This window comes from Mumia sp. Pv4-285, from assembly GCF_041320275.1.
In the GTDB taxonomy this organism is placed as follows: Bacteria; Actinomycetota; Actinomycetes; order Propionibacteriales; family Nocardioidaceae; genus Mumia; species Mumia qirimensis.
This window is the reverse complement of sequence record NZ_CP162023.1, coordinates 989,554-1,011,903: the sequence shown is the minus strand read 5'-3', so window position 1 is coordinate 1,011,903 and position 22,350 is coordinate 989,554. Positions and strand designations below refer to the sequence as shown.

Annotated in this window: 22 protein-coding genes; 3 read left to right on the top strand and 19 right to left on the bottom strand. The window is 70.4% G+C overall.

All coding sequences use genetic code 11. The features are described 5' to 3' along the window. Positions 1 to 36 precede the first annotated feature (36 nt). Entirely contained in the window at positions 37 to 1,167 is a 1,131-nt protein-coding gene (gene serC, locus AB3M34_RS04870) for a phosphoserine transaminase (protein ID WP_370617964.1), read from the top strand. A 6-nt stretch (positions 1,168 to 1,173) separates the two neighbouring features. Here the strand turns inward: serC and AB3M34_RS04865 are convergent, their stop codons facing one another. The 5 genes from AB3M34_RS04865 to AB3M34_RS04845 all read right to left on the bottom strand — a co-directional run bounded on the left by AB3M34_RS04865 (position 1,174) and on the right by AB3M34_RS04845 (position 6,319). Then, positions 1,174 to 2,079: a hypothetical protein gene (locus AB3M34_RS04865; protein ID WP_370617963.1), complete on the bottom strand. Its 906-nt coding sequence runs from the start codon at positions 2,077 to 2,079 to the stop codon at positions 1,174 to 1,176. 92 nt (positions 2,080 to 2,171) lie between these two features. Then, on the bottom strand, positions 2,172 to 2,933 hold the full coding sequence (locus tag AB3M34_RS04860) for a maleylpyruvate isomerase family mycothiol-dependent enzyme (protein ID WP_370617962.1): 762 nt from the start codon (positions 2,931 to 2,933) through the stop codon (positions 2,172 to 2,174). A gap of 52 nt (positions 2,934 to 2,985) precedes the next feature. Next, positions 2,986 to 4,359, bottom strand: coding sequence for an MFS transporter (locus tag AB3M34_RS04855; protein ID WP_370617961.1), 1,374 nt, complete (start codon positions 4,357 to 4,359; stop codon positions 2,986 to 2,988). Further along, positions 4,356 to 4,769 carry a MarR family winged helix-turn-helix transcriptional regulator gene (locus AB3M34_RS04850; RefSeq protein WP_370617960.1) on the bottom strand — a complete coding sequence of 138 codons (414 nt, stop codon included), beginning with the start codon at positions 4,767 to 4,769 and terminating at the stop codon, positions 4,356 to 4,358. Before AB3M34_RS04850 ends, AB3M34_RS04855 begins: the two co-directional genes overlap by 4 nt. Positions 4,770 to 4,867: 98 nt before the next feature. Then, positions 4,868 to 6,319: an NCS2 family permease gene (locus AB3M34_RS04845; RefSeq protein WP_370617959.1), complete on the bottom strand. Its 1,452-nt coding sequence runs from the start codon at positions 6,317 to 6,319 to the stop codon at positions 4,868 to 4,870. A 54-nt stretch (positions 6,320 to 6,373) separates the two neighbouring features. Between AB3M34_RS04845 and AB3M34_RS04840 the strand changes: the two genes are divergently transcribed. Next, the gene (locus tag AB3M34_RS04840; protein WP_370617958.1) at positions 6,374 to 6,910 is read left to right on the top strand and encodes a hypothetical protein; all 537 of its coding nucleotides are present in this window, start codon (positions 6,374 to 6,376) and stop codon (positions 6,908 to 6,910) included. Positions 6,911 to 6,972: 62 nt separating this feature from the next. Here the strand turns inward: AB3M34_RS04840 and AB3M34_RS04835 are convergent, their stop codons facing one another. The 13 genes from AB3M34_RS04835 to AB3M34_RS04775 all read right to left on the bottom strand — a co-directional run bounded on the left by AB3M34_RS04835 (position 6,973) and on the right by AB3M34_RS04775 (position 21,243). After that, entirely contained in the window at positions 6,973 to 8,547 is a 1,575-nt protein-coding gene (locus tag AB3M34_RS04835) for an MFS transporter (RefSeq protein WP_370617957.1), read from the bottom strand. Beyond that, a complete protein-coding gene (locus tag AB3M34_RS04830; RefSeq protein WP_370617956.1) occupies positions 8,544 to 9,035 on the bottom strand; it encodes a MarR family winged helix-turn-helix transcriptional regulator in 492 nt (163 codons plus the stop codon). Before AB3M34_RS04830 ends, AB3M34_RS04835 begins: the two co-directional genes overlap by 4 nt. A 103-nt stretch (positions 9,036 to 9,138) precedes the next feature. Then, positions 9,139 to 9,957, bottom strand: coding sequence for a DUF3027 domain-containing protein (locus tag AB3M34_RS04825; RefSeq protein WP_370617955.1), 819 nt, complete (start codon positions 9,955 to 9,957; stop codon positions 9,139 to 9,141). Positions 9,958 to 10,013: 56 nt separating this feature from the next. Then, the gene (locus tag AB3M34_RS04820) at positions 10,014 to 10,409 is read right to left on the bottom strand and encodes a cold-shock protein (protein WP_370617954.1); all 396 of its coding nucleotides are present in this window, start codon (positions 10,407 to 10,409) and stop codon (positions 10,014 to 10,016) included. A 70-nt stretch (positions 10,410 to 10,479) separates the two neighbouring features. Beyond that, positions 10,480 to 11,100 carry an HAD family hydrolase gene (locus AB3M34_RS04815; protein ID WP_370617953.1) on the bottom strand — a complete coding sequence of 207 codons (621 nt, stop codon included), beginning with the start codon at positions 11,098 to 11,100 and terminating at the stop codon, positions 10,480 to 10,482. A gap of 277 nt (positions 11,101 to 11,377) precedes the next feature. Continuing rightward, positions 11,378 to 13,984 (bottom strand): FtsX-like permease family protein, encoded by a 2,607-nt coding sequence (locus AB3M34_RS04810; protein WP_370617952.1) that lies wholly within the window; start codon positions 13,982 to 13,984, stop codon positions 11,378 to 11,380. Next, positions 13,981 to 14,721, bottom strand: coding sequence for an ABC transporter ATP-binding protein (locus AB3M34_RS04805; protein WP_370617951.1), 741 nt, complete (start codon positions 14,719 to 14,721; stop codon positions 13,981 to 13,983). The genes AB3M34_RS04810 and AB3M34_RS04805 overlap by 4 nt, the downstream gene beginning before the upstream one ends. Further along, entirely contained in the window at positions 14,718 to 15,275 is a 558-nt protein-coding gene (locus AB3M34_RS04800; RefSeq protein WP_370617950.1) for a PadR family transcriptional regulator, read from the bottom strand. The genes AB3M34_RS04805 and AB3M34_RS04800 overlap by 4 nt, the downstream gene beginning before the upstream one ends. 195 nt (positions 15,276 to 15,470) lie before the next feature. After that, complete coding sequence (gene lon / locus AB3M34_RS04795; protein WP_370617949.1) at positions 15,471 to 17,807, bottom strand: endopeptidase La; 2,337 nt, start codon at positions 17,805 to 17,807, stop codon at positions 15,471 to 15,473. A gap of 114 nt (positions 17,808 to 17,921) precedes the next feature. Next, entirely contained in the window at positions 17,922 to 18,971 is a 1,050-nt protein-coding gene (locus AB3M34_RS04790; RefSeq protein ID WP_370617948.1) for a YihY/virulence factor BrkB family protein, read from the bottom strand. 86 nt (positions 18,972 to 19,057) lie between these two features. Then, positions 19,058 to 20,713 carry an AMP-binding protein gene (locus AB3M34_RS04785; RefSeq protein ID WP_370617947.1) on the bottom strand — a complete coding sequence of 552 codons (1,656 nt, stop codon included), beginning with the start codon at positions 20,711 to 20,713 and terminating at the stop codon, positions 19,058 to 19,060. 21 nt (positions 20,714 to 20,734) lie between these two features. Continuing rightward, positions 20,735 to 21,118, bottom strand: coding sequence for a VOC family protein (locus AB3M34_RS04780; RefSeq protein WP_370617946.1), 384 nt, complete (start codon positions 21,116 to 21,118; stop codon positions 20,735 to 20,737). Next, positions 21,115 to 21,243: a hypothetical protein gene (locus AB3M34_RS04775; RefSeq protein ID WP_370617945.1), complete on the bottom strand. Its 129-nt coding sequence runs from the start codon at positions 21,241 to 21,243 to the stop codon at positions 21,115 to 21,117. The genes AB3M34_RS04780 and AB3M34_RS04775 overlap by 4 nt, the downstream gene beginning before the upstream one ends. A gap of 100 nt (positions 21,244 to 21,343) precedes the next feature. On the opposite strand from AB3M34_RS04775, the gene AB3M34_RS04770 reads away from it, so the two are divergent. After that, the gene (locus AB3M34_RS04770) at positions 21,344 to 21,817 is read left to right on the top strand and encodes a CGNR zinc finger domain-containing protein (RefSeq protein WP_370617944.1); all 474 of its coding nucleotides are present in this window, start codon (positions 21,344 to 21,346) and stop codon (positions 21,815 to 21,817) included. A gap of 28 nt (positions 21,818 to 21,845) precedes the next feature. On the opposite strand, the gene AB3M34_RS04765 is transcribed toward AB3M34_RS04770, so the two are convergent. Continuing rightward, a complete protein-coding gene (locus AB3M34_RS04765) occupies positions 21,846 to 22,316 on the bottom strand; it encodes a type II toxin-antitoxin system PemK/MazF family toxin (RefSeq protein ID WP_370617943.1) in 471 nt (156 codons plus the stop codon). Positions 22,317 to 22,350: the final 34 nt, after the last annotated feature.

Here is a 22,350-nt window from a genome sequence, read left to right as displayed (position 1 = left end):
ACCTCGCCCTGACATCTGTCACGCCCACCGTGAAGAATGGCGCTCGTGCAGATCCCCAAGAAGCTCCTCCCGTCCGACGGCCGATTCGGCTCAGGACCCTCCAAGGTCCCCCACGAGGCGATGGAGGCGCTCGCGTCGTCGACGCTGATCGGCACCTCTCACCGTCAGGCACCGGTGCGTGAGCTGGTCGGGTCCGTGCGCGCGCAGATGCGCGAGCTGTTCTCGCTCCCCGACGGTTATGAGGTCGTCCTCGGGGTCGGTGGGTCGACGGCGTTCTTCGACGCCGCGACGTTCGGGCTGGTCCGCCACCGCAGCCAGCACCTGGCGTTCGGCGAGTTCGGCGCGAAGTTCGCGAAGGCGGTGGCCGGTGCGCCGTTCCTGGACGAGCCGACCGTCCTGCGCGCCGAGCCCGGGAGCCACCCCGACCCGGTCGCCGAGGACGGCGTCGACACCTACGCCTGGACGCACAACGAGACGTCGACCGGCGTCACGGCTCCGGTCCGTCGGGTCGAGGGCGCGGCAGACGACGCGCTCGTGCTGATCGACGGCACATCAGCCGCCGGGGCGGTGCCGCTCGACCCCGCCCAGTGCGACGTCTACTTCTTCGCACCCCAGAAGGCCCTCGCATCCGACGCCGGGCTCTGGTTCGCCCTGATGTCGCCCGCTGCCGTCGCGCGGGTCGAGGAGATCGCCGCCTCCGACCGCTGGATCCCGGCATTCTTCGACCTGACCACAGCCCTCCAGAACTCCCGCAAGGACCAGACCTACAACACCCCGCCCCTCGCGTCGCTGTTCTGGACCGACCACCAGCTTCGGTGGATCCTCGACAACGGCGGGCTGCCCTGGTCGGTGGCGCGCTGCGAGGACTCGTCGTCACGGCTGTACGGATGGGCGGCGCAGTCGGACTACGCGACCCCGTTCGTCTCCGACCCCGGCAAGCAGTCGTCGACGGTCGTCACGATCGACCTCGAGGGCGTCGAAGCCGGTGCGGTCTCGGCTGCGCTGCGCGAGAACGGCATCCTCGACGTCGACGGCTACCGCGGTCTCGGACGCAACCAGCTACGGATCGCGACGTTCCCGGCGGTCGACCCCGACGACATCTCACAGCTCACCCGCTGCATCGACCACGTGGTTGAGAAGCTCAGGTTCGAGCACCTGTCCGCCTGAGCGGTCTCAGTCGAGGTCGATGATCCCGCTCGCGGGCGCGAGCATCGCGGCACGCTGGTCCTCGGGCAGGGTCACCCGCTGGATCGGCGACGGGAGGCCCTCGCTGCCCACGAGGACCGAGGTGCCGTCGGGCTCGGCTGCGAGCGACTCGCTCTGGCTCGTCTCGGGCAGGCTCGCCGACCAGGTCTCCTGCCAGGTCTCCGCGTCGAGGAGGTGGACGCCGAGGTAGGTGCGAAGGGCGACGCGTTCGCCGTCCGGCAGGAAGTCGCCGTCGGTGACCAGAGCGGGCGCCGCGGCGTCGGCGAGCGGCTCCGCGACGTTGACGCTCGTCCGGCTGAGAGTCTGGGGTAGCCGGTAGACCTGGCCACCGAGAAGCCCCTTGGAGACGATGAACATGCCGCGCCCGGAGGGGGCGGCGAGCAGCGCCTCGGCATCGGCGCTCCCGTCGGAGTAACGCACCTGGTAGCGGAGCGGTCGGACCGACTTCTCGCCGAGCACCGGCTCCTCCATGGCGTACAGCGAGACGGTCGAGCGGATCGCGTCGTTGTCGCCGATGTCGGCCACCCAGAGCGTGCCGTCCTGGTCGATCGTCAACGCCTCGGCATCGACGAGCTCGGCGCCACGCAGGCGCGTCGCTCCGACGACGTCACCGGTCGAGATCTCGACAGTGAAGACCGTCGGCTCGTTGCCGGAGTCGTTGACCGTGTAGGCGAGCTCAGGATCGCGCTTGCTCACCACGAGAGCACTGGACTCGGGGACGCGGGCGTCGGTGATCGTGCTCACCGGCTCGACGTCGGCCTCGGTCTCGTCGTCAGCGGCCCCGGCCTCGCGCGCGAGCGCGGCGATCAGCACGATGACGAGAAGGATCACGAGGAGCCCGGGGATCAAGGCCCTCCGGTGTCGCGGGTTCATGGACTCGGGGTCGCTCCTGCTCGGTGATCGACTGACTGGCCCCCGAGGAGCGACAGTATCGGGTCGACCCGCGCCCCGTACAGACGGTCGGCCTACGCGCTCGCCTCGGCGAAGCGTCCGTGCACCGCCTCGAGGAGCTCCTTGCGGCCCTCCAGCGTGAACGTGGTGGCGTCGCCGCGTCCCCACAGCCACAGGTAGACGTCGTGCGGGTCGCCCTCGAGATCAAGATCCGCGGTGCCGTCGCTCCCGGCCGTCACGACGACCTGGGTGCGCGAGAGGTCCACCGTCCACGACCGTGCGCCCGCGCGGATGCGGACGACGGCGTCGACGGGGTGCGCCGTCTCGTCCTCGTCGTCCCACCACGGGCCTCCGACCAGCACGCTCAGGAACTCGTCGATCCCGTCCTCGGCGACCGAGTGCTCGACCCGCTGGACCGACACGCCCGCGGCCTGCTCGGCATCGACACGGTGAACCGTCGCCTCGAGCGCCATCCGGCGGAACCAGAAGCCGTTCGACTGGTCGTCGGGGTACCAGGTGTGGCGGATCTGGCGGGGTCCGCGCTGCTGCAGCTCGGCGATCAGGACGGCTGCCTCGTCCGCGAGAAGGCGTCGGACGTCGGAGCTGTCGAGGCCGGTGATCGGCCAGGGCGGCTCGCTCGCCGTACGGATCGACTCGACCTTGTGCCGGAACACGCGCGCGACGTGGTCGAGCAGGTCTCGGACCGTCCAGCCGGGGCAGTTGGGCACGGATGCGTCCAGGTCCTGGGAGACCTGGAGGATCCTGTCGACCTCCGCGCTCAGGACCGCCAGATAGAGCTCCCAGGGGAGCCGGTCCTCCACGTCGGTCGGAGCCATGCGTCCAGCGTGCCACGGTGCCGAGTCCGCGCGAGGGTTTCTCGCTCCGTGGTCAGACGTCAGCGCGCACCGGCGCGGGCGCCTCGGCGACACCGGCGTCCAGCGACGCCGCGTCCTCGGCGGCCTCGACCGCGTCGCCGGCACGGACCGCCGCGCGCGGATCGCGCGGCACGACCGCGATCCGCGGACGCGCCCGCAGGTCGAGCCGCAGGTGCAGCCCGCCGCGCACGAGGTAGTACGCCGTCGCGGAGAGGATGCCGATCGCGGCGACGATGCCGCCGAGGATCAGCGTCCACCGGGCACCGAAGACCTCGCCGATCCATCCGATCACGGGAGCGCCGAGCGGCGTGCCGCCCATGAACACCATGAGGTAGAGCGCGGCGACCCGACCACGCATCTGCGGTGTCACCGTGAGCTGGATGTAGGCGTTGGCGGCGGTGACCATCGTCAGCGCGCTGAGTCCGAGCAGCGGCAGCACGAGGGCGAAGGTGAGGTAGGTCGGCATGAGCCCGGACGTGACCTCGACGGCCACGAAGACCAGCGCGGCGCCGACCACCAGCCGGCGGGTCGGACGCTCGCGGCGGGCAGCGACGAGCGCCCCGGCGAGCGAGCCGATCGCCATGATGGAGCCCAGGACGCCGTACGCCTGCGCGCCCTTGCCGAACACCTCGGTCGCCATCAGGGCCGAGGTCATCTGGAAGTTCATGCCGAACGTGCCGACGAAGAAGACGGTCGTGAGGATCAGGATCAGATCAGGCCGCGAGCGGACGTAACGGACACCGGCACGCACCGCCCCCTTGCCCCGCGATGCCGGCGTCGCAGGCCGGAGGTCGTGGGTGCGGAGCGCGAGCAGCGACATGAAGACGGCGAAGTAGCTCACCGCGTTGAGCAGGATGACCCAGCCGGTGGCGACGACGCCCGACCCGAGAGCCGCGATCATGACACCCGCGACGGCCGGACCGATCATGCGTCCGGAGTTGAACGAGGCGCTGTTGAGGCCGACGGCGTTGGCGAGGTCGTCCTTGCCGACCATCTCGACGACGAAGGACTGACGCGCGGGGGCGTCGAACGCCGTCGCGACCCCGAAGACGAACGCGAGCACGTACACGTGCCAGGCCTGAGCGACGCCCGTGATGGCCAGCACGCCGAGCAGCGCCGCGGGGACGGCCATCGCGACCTGCGTGACCATGAGGACGCGCCGCTTGGGGAAGCGGTCGGCGACGACGCCGGCGAGCGGTGAGAAGAGCAGCGCGGGCAAGAGCTGCAGCCCGGTCGTGATGCCGAGGGCGAGCCCGCTGCCCGTGAGCGCGAGGACGAGCCAGTCCTGAGCGACACGCTGCATCCAGGTGCCGACGTTGGAGATGAGGGCACCCGAGGCGTAGACCCGGTAGTTGCGGACGGACAGAGCGCGGAACGTGGGACTCACTCGCTCACGACCAGCTTCTCGAGCAGCGCGGACGCGTCGCGGAGGACGGTGCGCTCCTCGGTGGTGAGGGAGGCGAGGCGGCCGGCGAGCCAGGTGTCGCGACGGTCCCGCTCGGCGGCGAGGCCGGCTCGGCCCTCGTCGCTGATGGAGACGACGACCTGACGGCGGTCGGACGGGTGTGTCGCACGCTCGGCGAGCCCGTTGTCGACGAGGCAGTTGACGGTGCGGGTGACCGACGGGGGCTGGACGTGCTCGATCGCCGCGATCGCACCGGGGGTCAGCGGACCGTGGTGGTGCAGCGTGCCGAGGATGCTGATCTGGTTGGGCGTGAGGTCGGAGTGCCGCTCCTGCCGGAGTCGCCGGTTGAGCCGGGCGACGGCGGCGGCGAGCTTCTGGGCATCGGTGGGCATACGTCCAGAGTAGGTCGTTGCCAGTGTTAATTAAAACTGTTAACGAATGTTCCCGGTCACCCGGGCGGTGAGGTCGGAGTCACCGCCCGGGAGAGGGGTCAGCTCAGCCAGCGCGTGATCGGGTCGATCGCGAAGTACACCAGGAACAGCGCGGCGACGATCCACATCAGCAGGTGGACCTGGTTCGCCTTGCCACGCACGACCTTGATGAGCACGTACGACAGGAAGCCGGCGCCGATCCCGACGCTGATCGAGTAGGTGAACGGCATGAGCGCGATCGTGAGGAAGGCGGGGAGCGCGAGCTCGATGTCCTTCCACGGGATCTCGCTCACCTGCTGCATCATCAGGAAGCCGACGAGCACGAGCGCCGGGACGGCCGCCTCGTTCGGGATGTGCGCGACGACCGGCGAGAAGACCGTGGCGAGCAGGAACAGCACGCCGGTCACGATCGCGGCGAGGCCCGTCCGCGCACCGTCTCCGACGCCGGAGGCGGACTCGACGTACGCGGTGTTGCTGGAGACGCTCGCGGCACCACCGGCGACAGCGCCGATCGAGTCGATGACGAGGATCCGCTGCGCACCCTCAGGCGTGCCGTCCTCGTCGTTGAGGTCGGCCTCGGCGCCGATCGCCGTCATCGTGCCCATCGTGTCGAAGAAGTCGGCGAGCAGGAGCGTGAAGACCAGCAGCACCGCGGTGACGAAGCCGACGGACTCGAACGAGCCGAGCAGCGAGAAGTCACCCAGCAGCGAGAAGTCCGGCATGTCGACGAACTTCTCCGGACTCGTCGGGACGTTGAGGTTCCAGCCCTTCGACGTGGGGTCGCCGCCCGAGGATCCCGTGTCGGTGATCGCCTCGACGACGACCGCGATCACGGTGGTCGCGAGGATGCCGATGAGGATGGCGCCGCGGACGCCGCGGGCGTACAGGCTGATCATGAGGACCAGGCCGATGCAGAACACGAACACCGGCCAGCCCGAGAGCTCGCCGCCGATGCCGAGCCCGATGGGGGGCGACGGGTTGCCGGTCGTCCGGACCACGCCGGCGTTGACAAGGCCGACCAGCGCGATGAAGAGCCCGATGCCGACCGAGATCGCCATCTTGAGCGGCAGCGGGACCGCGTCGAAGACCGCCTTCCGGAAGCCCGTCAGGACCAGGACGAGGATGATGATGCCCTCGATGACGACGAGGCCCATCGCGTCGGCCCAAGTCATCTGGCTCGCGATGGAGTACGCGACGAACGCGTTGAGCCCGAGCCCGGTCGCCATCGCGAGCGGGAAGTTGGCGACGGCACCCATGAGGATGCTCATCACCCCCGCCACGAGCGCCGTGGCGGCCGCGACGAGCGCGAACGCCTGGGCCTGCGAGCCGCCGCCGAGATAGTTGCCGTCGGCGTCCTGGACGCCGGCGATGATGATCGGGTTCAGCACGATGATGTACGCCATCGTGAAGAACGTGACGACTCCGCCACGGAGCTCGCGAGCGACGGTGGACCCGCGCTGGGAGATCTTGAAGTAGCGGTCCAGCGAACCGGTCGCAGTCTGGGTGGACATGAAGCTCCTGACGGTACGAAGTAGGACAGTTCCCCAGGGAGGTACTGTAAGGGCGTGGCGGCAGGCAAGCGGAAACTCACCTCAGAACCGACGCCGAGGCGTGGCCGGGGTCACAGCGGGAGCCGCAAGGCTGATCGTGCCCAACCGGAGGAGAAGCCCGCAACCGGCGGGCGCCGTTCGGCGTCCGCGACCTCTGCACCTGCGCCCGCGCCCGCCGTCGAGAAGCCGGCACCGCCTGCGCCCACGCCCGCCGTCTCCGAGCCCGCGACCGCGCGTCGACGACCGCACGGCCTCGACCGGCCCGAGGTCACCGAGCTGGAGATCGGGAGCACCGTCCACCGCGTCGTCCCCGACCCGAAGCCGCTGGACGTCGACGGCATCCGGACGATGACCGTGGGGGCGATCCTGTGGCTCGCCGTGTTCCTCGGTCTGCTTCCCTTCCTCGGCACGCTCCAGCGCAACGGCGACGTCTGGTGGCTGTGGACCTGCCTGGCCGGATTCGGGCTCGGCCTGATGGGCGTCGAGTACTGCCGACGCCGGAAGGTCGCACTCGAGGCCGACGAGGACGACGGCGGCCACGCCGGAGCCTGACACTGCGTACGGCGAGGGGCCGCTCCCGGTGGGAGCGGCCCCTCGTACGTGGTGACCCGGTATCAGCGCGCGCCGACGACCTCGCGCTCGCTGCTCTCCTCGACGACGTCGGTCTTGCGGACGGTGGTGCGCAGCGGGACCTCCTTGATGAAGAGGACCGCGATCAGCGCGACGACCGCGACGGCTGCCGCCACGACGAAGATCTCCCCCGTCGCGTCGCCGTACGACGTGCGCACGAGGTCGGCGATCGGCGCCGGCATGTGCGCCAGGTCGAGCGTGCCGGACGCGTCCGAACCGGACCCGGAGACGCCCATCGCCGCGAGGCCCTGGGTGATCTTGTCCGTGACGCTCGAGGCCAGGATCGCGCCGAGGACGGAGACGCCCACCGTTCCGCCGAGCGACCGGAAGAACGCCACTGCTCCCGAGGTCGCGCCGACCTCGGTGACGTCGACCGTGTTCTGGACCGCGAGCACCAGGTTCTGCATGAGCATGCCCATGCCGAGGCCCATCAGGAACATGAAGATCCACAGGTGCCACAGCACCGTCGCGTGGTCGATCGTGCCCAGGAGGCCGAGCCCCGCGATCAGAAGCATCGAGCCGGCGACCAGGAAGCCCTTCCACCGTCCGTAGCGGACGATGAGGCTGCCGGACCCGATCGTGCCGATCAGCGAGCCCACCATCATGGGGATCGTGATGAGGCCCGCGTCGGTCGGGCTGTAGCCGCGGGCGACCTGGAGGTACTGGCCGAGGAAGACCGAGCTGCCGAACATGGCGATGCCGACCGCGACGCTCGCGATGATGGCGAGCGCGGTCGTCCGGTCGCGGAAGACCTTGAGCGGCACGATCGGCTCGGCGACCTTCGACTCGACGACCACGAAGGCGACGGTCGCCACGATCGTCCCGCCGACGAAGAGCGCGCTCTCCCACGACATCCACGCGAACGAGCCGCCGGCGAAGGTGACCCACAGGAGCGGCATGCTGGCGGCGATCGCGATGAGGACGGCGCCGACGTAGTCGACCTTGACGTCCCTCACGAGGGTCGGGAGCTTCAGGTAGCGCTGGAGGACCACGAGGCTCATGACCGCCAACGGCACGCACACGAAGAAGGTCCATCGCCAGCCGAGCGAGGAGTCGACGATGACGCCTCCGACGAGCGGTCCGCTGACGGTGGCCAGTGCCATCACGCCGCCCATGTAGCCCGCGTAGCGGCCGCGCTCACGAGGCGGGATGATCGAGCCGATGATCGCCTGGGCGAGCGCGGTGATGCCGCCCATCGCCAGGCCCTGGAGGCCGCGGGCGACGAGGAGCATCGGCACGCTCTGCGAGAACCCGGCGATGACCGAGCCGACGACGAACGTGACGATCGCGAGCTGGATGAGCAGCTTCTTGTTGAAGAGGTCGGACAGCTTCGCCCAGATCGGCGTCGACACGGTCATCGCGAGGAGCGAGGTGGTGACGATCCACGTGTACTGGGACTGGGTGCCGTCGAGGTCGGCGATGATCGTCGGCAGCGCGTTCGCGACGATGGTCGAGCTGACGAGGGCGGTGAACAGCGCGGCCAGCACGCCGACCATCACTTCCATGATGGCGCGGTGGCTGAGCTCCTCGCTGGTGTCGACGGGCGCGGTAGTGGTCACGCGACGGGGATCCTCTCGTTCGGTGGTGAGTCGAGCTCAGCGGACATGCGGTCCGCGGCGAGGTCGATGAGTTCTGCCATCCGCCCTGCTTCGACGTCGTCGAAGTCCACGAGGGCGCGGTGGACGAAGGCTGCGTAGCGACGGGTGATGTCTGCCAGCCGGTCACGGCCGGCGTCGGAGAGCCGGATCAGCACGACCCGTGCGTCCGTCGGATCGACACGGCGTACGACGAGCCCGTCGTGCTCCAGCGTGGCGACCTGCCTGCTGATCACTGACACGCTGACGCACTGCGGCTCGGCCAGGTCGCTCAGTCGCTGCTCGCCGTCGCGCTGGAGCCGGCGAAGGAGCGACACGTCCGTACGACGGACGCCGATGTCGAGCCGCTCCCAGCGTTGCGCCGACGACCGCAGCACGCGGCCGAGCTTTCCGAGCGCCGCGGCGATCTGCTCGGCTGTCTCGTCTCGCAGCACGCACGTCACCCCCGCCATAGATAGTTTGATAACGCAACTATATGACGAGAAGCTTTCACAAGACAACTAATTGGTCCGTGGCGCTCGCCACACGTGAGTGGCGCGGGCGAGGGAAGGTAGGTCAGGCCAGATCGACGTCGACGACCACGGGATCCACCGTCAGGGTGTCGTGGACCGGCGGCACTGCACCCTGGGCTCCCCGCTTCACGCGGGCCTCGGAGTGAGCCCCGCAGCCGTGGTCGAAGGACACGACCTTGCCGTCGTCGTTGGCCATCGCGTTGGCACACACACCGAAGAGCGCGCCCAGCGGCGGCGCGAGCCACACCATGAAGCCGCACCCCCGGCAGCGCCCCGGTGCCTGCTGGGCGATCGGCGTGTCCGGACCGCGGTCGCCGTCGTACCAGCGCTGGGCGGCGGCGGCGCGACCCTCGAGCGACAGCACCTCGACACGACCGATCGCGACCTCGTCCGCCACGGGGCGGACGGAGGTGGGATCGATCAACGGGTCGACCGCCTCGTCACCGACGAACCACGCCGGCGCGAGCCGTACGTCGTCGTCCTCCGGCGGAAGCAGGTCGCCGGGACTCATGTCGCCGGGAAGGACGCGATCCTTGTAGGGGGTCCAGTCCGGCGCGACGATCGCGTCGTCGCCCGGGAGGAGGACGATCTCGTCGACCGTGACCTTCTTCTGGCGCGACGCGCGCGTGACCGTGACGGACCAGTGCCATCCCTGGTAGCCGGCCAGGCGGGCGGCGAAGACGTGCGTGACGACACGGTCGCCCTCGGGGCGTACGCCGAGGTGCTCTCCGACCTGGCTCTCGCCCACGTCCTCGATCAGCGCAGCACGGGCTACGTCGACCGCGGCGGCGGTGACGGCGTCGAGCTTGGGGGCGCGAACGGACGAGGTCCGTGCGCCGGCACCGCGGCTGGAGGCAGGCATGAGGTCATTCTTCCGCACCTGGCAAGTCCCGACCAGGCCGGGTCCACGGTGGGTCGTCAGGCGGAGAGCTCGTCGGCAAGTGCCCGCAGGAGCGCCGCGGTCTGCTTGGACGTCCGGCCCTCGGGGAAGCGGCCCGCGCGGAAGGTGCCTCCGAGCTGGTCGAGCAGCCGGATAGTGTCCTCGACGATGACGACCATGTCCTCAGGGGGCTTGCGACGCGCCTTCGCCTGCTGCTTCGCGACCGAGGGCGTCGGATCGAGCACCCGCACCTGGAGCGCCTGGTCACCGCGACGACCTGCGGCGACGCCGAACTCGACCCGGGTCCCAGGCTTCAGCGACGAGACGCCGGCAGGCAACGCATCGGCCCGCACGTACACGTCCTCGCCGCCTTCGCGGCTCAGGAACCCGAAGCCCTTGTCGGCGTCGTACCACTTGACCTTGCCAGCAGGCACGTCTTGACCTCACCTTCGTCTCGGGCGGCCACGGCCGCAACCACCAAGACTAGGCCACGACGGCCCGCGGTCACAGGGTGTCCAGGACCTCGTCGAGCTGCTCGAGCGAGTCGACCACCGTCGCCGCCCCGGCGCCCTGCAGCTCCGTACGGCTCGAGGGTCCGGTGGTCACTCCGACACCCGGTACGCCGGCCAGGGCGGCAGCCTCCATGTCGTGCACGTGGTCGCCCACGTACGCCTGCGCCCCGAGCTCCCGCAGGGCGTCGGCCTTGCCCGAGCGCCATGCCCTGCCGCGTACCTCGTCGGCGTGCAGGCCGAGGTGGTCGAGGTGCGCGGCGGCGTCCTGCGCGTTCTTCGCGGTGATGACCGCGACGCGGCCTCCGCGCTCGCGGACCGCGTCGATCGCGTCGTACGCGCCGGGCAGGGCTGCGATGCGCTCGATCGCGATCCCGGCGTAGAGAGACCGGTAGAGGTCCGCCATCGCGGCGACGGCGTCGTGGGCGAACCAGTGGGCAAGCTCGACCTCCACGGGAGGACCGAGCCGCGAGACCACCAGAGACGAGTCGATCTCCACCCCGGTGCGGGTGGAGATCTCGTCGTACACGGCTCGGATCCCGGGACGCGAGTCGATGAGCGTCATGTCCAGGTCGAACCCGATGAGCCGGGAGGTCCCGAGATTGAAGGTGGGCACTCCCGCAGGCTACGTGGGCGTGCTCAGGACGACTTCGCGGCCTCCCTGACGATCCGCTCGGCGCCCCCGACGGTGGCCCGTCGGAGTGCGACCAGCTGCGCGATGCGCAGCCGAGCGGCCCTTCTTTGGCGTTCTGCAAGATCGATGTGCGACATCAGTGCCCCCTACACCTTGTGCCGTACCTTGTGCTCACTGTAGACGCGACAGGTACTCAGATTGTTTCCGTTCCGCGGTAACGGTTGCGTAACAGTGCGTGACGGACTAGTGACGATCGGCTTCACTGCGCGAGCCTCCGGGTCAGCGGGAGGCGGCTGCGTACGACCAGCGCCGATGCTGCGGCCGCGATCAGCGGGACGACGAAGACGATGGCTGCGAGCACGCCCCACGGGATGTCGACGACGGGTCCGGTGGTCTCCACGCCCGAACCCCACCGGTCGACCGTCATCGGCCAGGTCGCCGCAAGGCCGGGTGCGAACCCGACCGCGACCCCCATCAGCGCCCCGAGGGTGCCGAGCACGACGGCCTGCGCCGCCGCGACGGTCCGGCGGGTCCGCGGGCCGGCGCCGACGGCTGCGAGCGTCGCGAGGTCCGCCCGAGCATCGGCGAGCGCGAGACCAGTCGCCGTGAGCGTCCCGATCAGCACTGCGAGCCCGCCAGCGCCGAGGAGCAGGACCAGCACCACCGTGAACGTCTCCTGGAAACCCCGCTCGGTCGAGACGTCCTGGTCACCCGGGAGATCCCGCAGGGCGGCCTTCGTGTCGTGGAGCTGCCGCGGCGAGAGCTCGTCTCCGGCGATCGCCGTCGCGCGCTCGTACGGGATCCGCTGGGCGGCGGCGGTCTCCGGCGAGACGACGGCGAGCGCCACCGTGGGCTCCGGGCCCTGGGGCACAGCCCCCATCCCGAGGTCGGCGAGCGTCCCGTCGAGGGCGACGGAGCGGCCCTCACCCGTTCCGTCCTCCTGCACGTCGTACACGGTCAGCGTCACGCGTCCCTCGTCGAGCGCCACGCTGTCGCCGACGAGCACGCCCCCGGCATCCAGGGCACTGACCTGTTGCGGCGTCAGCTCCACACCCCAGGCTCCGAGCTCTGCAGGCGTCGCGACCGCCACCTGGGTGTAGCCCGACCAGTCGGTCATGCTCGGGCTCTCGACCGCGACATCGATCCAGCCCGTCCCGTTCTCGTCACCGTGGTCTCCGGCACTGCCGATCCCGGTGAAGCTGACTCCGCTCGCCTCCTCGGCCGACTCGACGGCTCGGTCGACCGCTCCGTCGTACTGGGAGAGCACCGTCGTCCCCATCGGATACATGAACGTGTAGGAGCGACGGCTCTGCTCGAAGTCGCTGGCCCCCGCGATCGCGAGGGCGGTGATGCCTGCGACCGTCGCCATGACCGCAGCGATCGCCGGCGTGCTGCGTGAGCGCTGTCGGGCCGTGTCACGGACCGCGAGGCGCAGCGGGAGCGGAAGACGTCTGCCGGCCCGACCGAGCAGCCCGATCACCAGCGGCGTGAGGAAGACGGTGCCGAGGACGACGGCAACCGTGCCACCGGCGACGGCGACCTCGCCGCCCGTACGGGTCCCACGGGTGAAGCAGACGCCCAGGCCGACGACGATGAGCGCAAGACCGACCAACGGCCAGCCCGCTCGGCGACTGGGCTCCGGCGAGCGTCCGACGAGCGCCGCGGTGACCTCCTGGCGCGCGACCTGCCGCGCTGGGACGAGCGCCGCCAGCACGGACGCGGCCGTGCCGAGGAGCAGCGCAGCGAAGACCGCAGGCCACATCACGTCGTACGGCCCGAAACCCTCGTCGCCCCATCGCGTGATGGCGGCCATGACGAGCGGCGTCACCACGAGCCCGAGCACAGCGCCGGCGAGCGAAGCGCCGGCGCCGAGGAACGCCGCCTGAGCGAGCACCGTGCGACGGACGTCGGCAGGGCTCCCGCCAGCGGCGGCCACGAGCGCGAGGTCACGCCGCTGGCGACGGACCCCGACCGCGAAGGCAGGCCCTGCGAGGAGGACGACCTGCAGGACGATCGCGGTGGTGATGACGACGAAGACGGCCTGCTGGGCGGCGTCCTGCTCGCCCCATTGCCCCGTCTCGTACAGGCCGACCGAAGGAGGGTTCTCGAGGACGTACCGCGAGGTCACCCAGAAGCCCTCCGCGTTGAGGCGTCTGACGTCCTCCCAGGTGACCGGCGCGACGCGGTCGACAAGGTACTCGGAGGAGACCGACGCCTGCTCGGGGTCGTCGGGAAGGACGAGCGTCCCTGGCAGAGCGACGACGCCGGCACTGTTCGGGTACGGCGCGACCGTACCGAAGGTCCCCGTCCCGACGACGGTGACCTGCTGCCCGCCTAGCTCGACGCGTTCACCCACAGCGGCGCCGAGCTGGTCGAGCAGCTTGGGGGTGACCACCACCTCGCCGACACGTCGGGGGAGGCGCCCGTCGACCACCGCGACCATCCCGTCGGTCACGGGGTGCGTGGTGTCGACCTCGAGGACCTCGACACCCGAACGGGTCACGAGCGGCGCCCAAGTGCTGTGCAGCTCCACGACGTCGGAGCCCGGCAGGAGCTGACGGATGCGATCGGGGCTGGGCTCGGTGGCAAGCTGCCCGCCAGGGCCCGTTCCGCCTGCCCTGCCGTCCGGGGACTGCTCGATCGGAGCGCCCGCCCACGACAGCCGTGCCGCCGACTGCCCCAGCGTCGCAGGCATGTCCTCGAGCGGCGTGACGTCATCGGTGGCGTACAGGGTCGAGAGGACCACCGCGAGCATCACGGGGGTGCCCACCATCACGGCGACCAGGACGCTGCGACCCTTCGAGCGCCGGATGTCGCGGCGGGCCATCCGGAGTGCGAGTCGCCAACGAGCGAGGACGGCACTCATGCCGGTGCCACCTCGCCGATGCCCACCGGGATCTCCCGTGCGTCGGCCGCGTCCACGACGAGACCGTCGCGCAGGAACACGACGCGGTCGGCCCAGGCTGCGTGGCGTGCCTCGTGGGTGACGAGGAGCCCGGCCGCTCCCGCATCGACGCGACGACGCAGGACGGCGAGCACCTCCTCGCCGGTCTCGGAGTCGAGCGCCCCCGTGGGCTCGTCGGCGAGCAGCACGCGTCGTGGTCCGACGAGGGCGCGCGCGATCGCGACCCGCTGTTGCTGGCCGCCCGACATCTCGTCGGGGAAGCGGTCGGCGAGCTCGGCAGTGCCGACCTCGTCGAGCGAGCGGAGCGCCTCCTCGCGGGCGTCGCGGGTTCGAACCCCGTCGAGCTCCAGCGGAAGCGCGACGTTCTCGGCGGCGGTGAGGCTCGGGATGAGGTTCAGGTCCTGGAAGACGTAGCCGAGGCCGCGGCGGCGTACGCGGGCGAGCTCGTTGCGGCCGTACGTCGCGAGCGACCGTCCCTCCACGATGATCTCTCCGGCCGTCGGTGCGTCGAGACCGCCGGCGAGGTTGAGCAGCGTCGACTTGCCGGAGCCGGAGGGCCCCATGACTGCGACGAGCTCACCGGCCGCCAACCGGAGGTCGACACCACGCAATGCGTAGACGGTGGCGGCACCCTCACCGTGCGTACGGCGCACGTCCCGCATCTCGAGCAGGACCTCGACGTCGTCGGGGATGGTCATCGCGCGTTCTCCTCTGCGGCGGGGGTGGTCGTACGGCGGTGGCTCCGTCGGATCCGTGACTCCATGTGGTCGAGCCAGCGCACCTGCGCCTCGATCGCGAAGATCGAACGCTCGAGCACCAGCTCGCGAGCGAGATCGTCCTTCTCGACCGCGGCCCGCTTGCGGCGGGTGAGCACCTGGAGGTGGCGCATCGAGTCGACGCGCTGCGTCTGGACGACGGACCTGACGTCGACGTCCGGCAAGGTGACGCCGAGCGCGACCTTGATGGTCAGCTCGTCGCGAGGGTCGGCATCGGGCGAGACCGACGAGGCGAACCACTCCCCCACGGTGGTCCGACCCACGTCGGTGAGCCGGTAGGTGATCCGGCCCTCCTCGTCCGGCTCGCCCGCCGACTCCACGAAACCGTCGCGCTGGAGGCGACCCAGGGTGGTGTAGACCTGTCCGACGTTGAGCGGCCACGTGCCAGCGGTTCTGTCCTCGAACTCGGCGCGCAGCTGAGCGCCGTACATCGGCTGCTGTGACAGCAGCGCGAGCAGTCCTTGCCGGATCGACATCCGCACCCCCTATACCGAGTATTCATCCAGGTAGAGAGATGTATACCGGGTATGCACGCTGCAGCGCAACCACCCCTCCGCGTTTGAGGTGCCCGCACCGGAAATGCCGGGATCCCACCCCGTACTCGAGGTGGGATCCCGGTGTTCGAGGTGCTCACACCTCAAACGGAGCGACGCGGACGGTCGGGGCAGGGGTCAGGCGGCGGCCTGGACCCCCTCCGCGGCAGGCTCGAGCGCCTGCGCGACGATCTCGGCCACGTCCGTCATCGGACGGACGTCGATCGCCTCGAGCACCTCCGCCGGCACGTCGTCCAGGTCGGGCTCGTTGCGGTGCGGCACGAACACGGTGGTGAGCCCGGCCCGCTGGGCGGCGAGCAGCTTCTGCTTCACCCCGCCGATCGGGAGGACCCTGCCGTTGAGCGTGACCTCGCCCGTCATGCCGACCTCCGAACGGACCTGCCGTCCGGTGGCCGCCGACACGAGCGCGGTCACCATCGTGACGCCCGCGGACGGGCCGTCCTTCGGGATCGCCCCGGCCGGCACGTGGATGTGCACGTGGTGGTCGAAGAACGCCGGATCGACGCCGAGGGCCTGCGCGTGCGAGCGGACGTAGGAGTGCGCGATGTGCGCCGACTCCTTCATCACGTCACCGAGCTGTCCGGTGAGCGTGATGCCCGGCTTGCCGTCGGTCGGTGTGGCCTCGATGAAGAGCACGTCGCCTCCGAACCCGGTGACAGCCAGGCCCGTCGCGACGCCCGGCACCGCCGTACGCTCGTCCGACTCCGGTGTGAACCGGGGGCGTCCGAGGTAGTCCTTGAGCTCCGCCTCGTCGACCACGACGGTCTGCTGACCCGTGGCGCCGGCAAGCTTCGTCGCGACCTTGCGCAGCACCTTGGCGAGGAGCCGCTCGAGCTGACGCACGCCCGGCTCGCGGGTGTAGTCGGCGACGATCTTCGCCAACGCGGCGTCGGTCAGCTCCACCTCGTCGGCGTCCAGCGCCGCCCGCTCCAGCTGGCGCGGCCAGAGGAAGTCACGCGCGATGGCCGCCTTGTCGTCCGCGGTGTAGCCGTCGAGCGTGACGAGCTCCATCCGGTCGAGCAGCGCCTGCGGGATCTGCTCCACGACGTTGGCCGTCGCGAGGAACAGGACGTCGGACAGGTCGAGGTCGAGATCGAGGTAGTGGTCGCGGAACGTGTGGTTCTGCGCCGGGTCCAGGACCTCGAGCAACGCGGCCGCCGGGTCGCCCCGGAAGTCGGCGCCGAGCTTGTCGACCTCGTCCAGCAGCACGACCGGGTTCATCGAGCCCGCCTCGTTGACCGCACGGACGATGCGGCCCGGGAGCGCGCCGACGTACGTACGCCGGTGGCCGCGGATCTCGGCCTCGTCGCGCACGCCGCCGAGGGCGACGCGGACGAACTTCCTGCCGAGGGCGCGCGCGACGGACTCGCCGAGCGACGTCTTGCCGACACCGGGAGGACCGGCGAGGACCATCACGGCGCCGGAGCCGCGGCCACCGACGACCTGCAGACCGCGCTGCGCCCGGCGGGCACGCACGGCGAGGTACTCGACGATGCGGTCCTTGACGTCCTCGAGGCCGTGGTGGTCGGCGTCGAGGACCGCGCGGGCGCCGTCCACGTCGTCGTTGTCGTCGGTCTTCACGTTCCACGGGATGTCGAGGACGGTGTCGAGCCAGGTGCGGATGTAGCCGGTCTCGGGGTTCTGCTCCGAGGACCGCTCGAGCTTGTCGACCTCGCGCAGCGCGGCCGTACGGATCTCGTCAGGGAGGTCCGCGGCCTCGACGCGCTCGCGGTACGAGTCGGCGCCGTCGGGCTCGTCCTCGCCGAGCTCCTTGCGGATCGCGGCGAGCTGCTGGCGCAGCAGGAACTCGCGCTGGGTCTTGTCCATGCCTTCGCGGACGTCCTCGGCGATCTTCTCGGCGACGTCCGCCTCGGCGATCGCGTCCTTCGTCCAGCCGAGCAGCGTCTCCAGCCGCTCGGTGACGTCGGGCGTCTCGAGCAGCTGACGCTTCTGGACGTCGGAGAAGTACGGGGCGTACCCGGCCATGTCCGCGAGCGATGACGGGTCGGTGACCTTGTTCACCATGTCGACGACCTGCCACGCGTCGCGGCGCTGCAGGTTGGCGATCACGAGGGACTTGTACTCCTTGGCGAGCTCGGCGACACGGTCGCCGTCGGCCTGCTCGTCGACGTCCTCCGCCTCGACCCACAGGGCCGCACCGGGGCCGGTGACGCCGTGGCCGATCCGAGCGCGACGCTCGGCCTTGAGGACCGCGGCGGACTCGCCGGACTGGGTCCGGCCGATCTGGACGATCTCTGCCACCACGCCGTACGAGGCGTAGCGGTCCTCGAGCCGCGGGGCCACGAGCAGACGGTCCTCGGAGCCGGCGCGCGCGGCGTCCACCGCGGCGCGGGCAGCTTCGTCGAGCTCGATCGGCACGACCATCCCCGGAAGGAGGACGGGCTCGGTCAGGAACAGGACGGGCAGCTGCTGGGGTGTGCGTGCCTCTGTCATGAGCAACCTTTCGAAGTTGAGCGTGTCCTACTCAACTTTGGTCGCGCACGACTTGTTCCCCCGAACGGTCGAACGGCGTCCGCGCTGAGCGAACACCCTCGCCACGAATCCGGCTCAGTCCCTGACGGCCGGGCGCTCGTCGGCGTCGCGGCGCCGGCGAGGAGGCGGAGGCGGCACCTCGACGTGGGGACGGGGCTCGGGCCGTCCGAACATCACGCGGATCGACTCGAAGCCCTTGTGCCGCTGGGCCTTCGCGTAGTCGGAGTACGCCCGCTGGTCGGCCTTCGTGAGCTGCACGTTGTCGGTGAACGGGGTCAGCAGTGCCCGCGGATAGAGCCGCTTCGCACGGACCACGTTGATCTGGACGCCGATCATCGCCATCACGGCCCCGATGTAGATCAGACCCAGCATCCCGAGGACGATCGCGAAGAGCTGGTTGAGGTTGCTCGAACGGGCGATGACGTTCTCGACGTACGCCGTCCCGGCGAACTGCAGCGCCTGCCACAGGATCGCGACGGCGAAGGCACCCGGAGCCGCCGCCCGGAAGCTGTGCTTGCGCGCCGACGCCAGCAGGAACAGAACGGTGAAGGCGATGCCGCTGAGCACGAGCGCGCCGAAGCGCGCCGCCCACCCGGCCCAGCGGTGCTCGTCGGAGAACCACGGGTTGGTCGACAAGAAACCCGTGAGGCCCGCGATCGTGAGCAGCGCGAAGCCCGCGAACCCCAGCATCACGATGCTGCGGCCACGTCCGAGGAAGGGGTTGGGGCGCGAGTTCCGGGGGACCGCCCAGGCCACGTTCATCGCGTACTGCGCGCACTGACCGAGACCGAGCACGCCGTACACCGCGACGAGCGCGCCGAACACGACGGCACCGGTCGACCCCTCGAGCCCTTCGGTGCTGGTGATCTGGTCGCTGATGATCGGGAAGCTGCCGATCGCGGTGTCGAGGAGCTGTTCTCGGAGCTCCTCGTCGTTCTGGAGGAAGAAGCCCAGGATGCTCGACCCGATGAGCAGCATCGGGAAGATCGCGAGGAACGCGTAGTAGGTGACGGCAGCGGCGAGATAGTTGCTCGAGTCGTCGAAGAACTTGTACGTGACGGCGATCGGGAACCCGACGAACGGGTGCCTCCGCTGGAAGCGGTCGATCCGATCGACGACTGACACCAGGCAAAACTACCCGTTGGGCGGATCGAAGTGGGCACGAACTCCCGTGGGACGCCGGTGCGGCACGCGGGTTGCTGCCGCGACGGTCACGCCGTACGTCCGACGCCTCCCCCGTCGAGCCCCAGGATCCCGACCGAGCGCTCCCTCATCTCGACCTTGCGGATCTTGCCCGTGACCGTCATCGGGAACTCGTCGACCACGACGACGTACCGAGGGATCTTGTGCCGCGCGAGCCGGCCGGCGCAGAACTCCCGCACCGCGTCCGCATCCATGGCGCCGGCCCCCTCGCGCAGCCTGATCCAGGCGCACAGCTCCTCGCCGTACCGCTCGTCCGGCACGCCCACGACCGAGACGTCGGCGACGTCCGGGTGGGTGTACAGGAACTCCTCGATCTCGCGGGGGTAGAGGTTCTCACCGCCGCGGATCACCATGTCCTTGATCCGGCCGACGATGTTGGCGTAGCCGTCCTCCCGCATGACCGCCAGGTCGCCGGTGTGCATCCAACGGTCACCGTCGATCGCACCGGCCGTCTTCTCCGGCTCACCCCAGTAGCCGAGCATCACCGAGTAGCCCCGGGTGCACAGCTCGCCGCCCTCCGCTCGGGGGAGCGTCTCGCCGGTGACCGGGTCGACGACCTTCACCTCGACGTGCGGATGGACGCGACCGACGGTCTCCGTCCGCCGCTCGACGTCGTCGTCGGGACGTGTCTGCATCGACACCGGCGACGTCTCGGTCATGCCGTACGCGATCGAGACCTCTTCCATGTGCATCTCGCTCATGCAGCGCTTCATCACCTCGACGGGGCACGGCGAGCCGGCCATGATGCCGGTCCGCAGGGACGCGAGGTCGTACGACGAGAAGTCGGGGAGGCTCTGCTCGGCGATGAACATCGTCGGCACGCCGTACAACGCGGTGCAGCGCTCGTCCTGGACGGCCTGCAGCGTCGCGGCCGGCTCGAAGGTCGGCGCCGGGTAGACCATCGTGGCGCCGTGCGTGGTGCAGCCGAGGTTGCCCATGACCATGCCGAAGCAGTGGTAGAGCGGCACCGGGATGCAGAGCCGGTCCTGCTCGGAGAAGCCGATCGTCTCGGTCGTGAAGAAGCCGTTGTTGAGGATGTTGCGGTGGCTCAGGGTCGCGCCCTTGGGGAAGCCGGTGGTCCCCGACGTGTACTGGATGTTGATGGCGTCGTCCGGGCTCAACGCCGCCATCCGAGCCGGGACCGCACCGTCGGGCTGCGACTCACCCGCGGCGACCAGCGCCGTCCACGTGTCGGTGCCGATCTCCACGACGTCGGTGAGCGTCGGACAGTCCGGACGGACCGACTCGATCATGTGACGGTAGTCGCTGTCCTTGTACGCGACGGCGGAGACGAGCATCCGCATCCCGGACTGGTTGACGACGTACGACAGCTCGTGGGTGCGGTACGCCGGGTTCACGTTGACGAGGATCGCGCCGACCTTCGCGGTGGCGTACTGGAGCAGCGTCCACTCCGCACACGTCGGCGACCAGATGCCGACCCGGTCGCCCTGGTCGATGCCACGGGCGAGGAGGCCTCGGGCGAGCGCGTTGACGTCGGCATCGAGCTCGGCGTAGGTCCAACGGCGCCCCGTCCACGTCTCGACCAGGGCTTCGCGGTCGCCGACGCGTGCGACGGTCCGTTCGAGGTTCGCGCCGATGGTGTCGTCGAGCAGGGGGACCTCGTCGGCACCGGCGGCGTAGGAGTCAGTTGTGACCGGCGTCATAGCGCCGAGTCTAGGCTCGCGTCAGTCGCAGGTGCAGAGGCAGAACGGGTGCCCGGCGGGGTCGGCGTACACGCGAAAGCCGCGCTCGACGGTCTCCGAGGGCGGGTCGACCGGGTCGAGCGGGGTGGCGCCGAGCGACACCGCGAGCGCGTGGGGCGCGGGGTACGACTCCACCGCGAGATCGAGGTGCGCCTGCTGCGGGAGGCCGTCCGGCCACTGCGGTGGCTCGTGGTCGTCGACGCGCTGGAACGCCAGCGCCGGTCCGGCACCGTCGAGCTCGGCCCACGCGTCGGTGCTGTCCTCCGCGACGTCGACGCCGAGCAGGCCGGCATAGAAGCGCGCGAGCGCGAGCGGGTCCGGGCAGTCGAGCACGTACGCACCGAGGCGCACGCCGGTGCCGCTCATACGGCACAGCCCATCGCGCGGGTCGGGCGGGCGGGGGCATCACGACGTCCGGTGCGCGACCTGCGGTGACGCTCCTCGCGCGCGATCGCGTCCCGGCTGATCAGGTATGCGGCCCACGGATGCATGGCGGCCTCCTCGATCGGTAACTGGTGATCTCACTTTGCCAGTTATCTGCCCGTACTGCAACCAGTGAACGGGCTATGCTGGTTGCATGAGGCGGGTCCGATGAGTGCGTACGAGGCGGCCGGCGTCGACCCCGCGGACCGCGTGGTCGCCTTCCTCAACACCCTCGACGTCGAGGACGACCTCGACGCGCTCGCCTCGGTCGAGGAGTACGCCGCGTGGTCGGGGCAGGACCAGACGCGTACGACGCTGGCGAAGGCGCGACGGCTGCGCGACCACCTCCGCGCCCTGGCGGCCGGAGAACCCTCCCCCGAACCGCGGCTGGAGGTCGGGGTCGACGTCGTCCTCGACGGCAGCGCGAGACTCAGCGGGCCGGACGTCGTCGCCGAGGTCGCGGCCGCGGCGGCGACCCTCGCCATCGAGGGACGCCTCGCGCGCGTCAAGATCTGCCCGGCCGACGACTGCCGATGGGCGTTCTACGACCAGTCCAAGAACCAGTCGCGTCAGTGGTGCTCGATGCAGGTGTGCGGCAACCGCGCGAAGGTCCGCACGCACCGCGAGCGCACCGCGCGCTGACCTCGAGCGCCGCGCCGTGACCGAGAGCTCAACCCACGTCGGCGTGCTTGCGTACGCCGGCGACGACCGCGTCGAAACGCTCGCGCGGCAGCACCGCACCCTCGCGACGCACCGCTGTGGGATCCACGGTGATCAGCCGGTCGAGCCGCACCTCGCTCGGGCGTCCCTGGCGGTCCCACCCGCCGGCGCCGATGTCGAGCCAGTGGCGACCCCAGCGCGCCTCGTCGGCGGCGTCGCGGTCGTGGTCCTTGCTGGTCATCGTGACGGCGACGAGCGTGCTGCCGCGCCTCCCGACGACGAGCACCGGGCGGTCCTTGCCCTGGCGCGGGTCGTCCTCGTACGCGACCCACGTCCAGACGATCTCGCCCGGGTCCGGACGTCCGTCGGGCTTCGGGGCGTACGTCATGTCGAGCGCCCCGGGAGCCGCCGTACTGGACGAGCGGCGCGTGGGCACCAGCGCCGACATGAGGCGGCCGAGGACGTCGCGTGTGCGGGACATGGGGCGAGCGTAGTGCGGCCGGTGGCGAGCACGG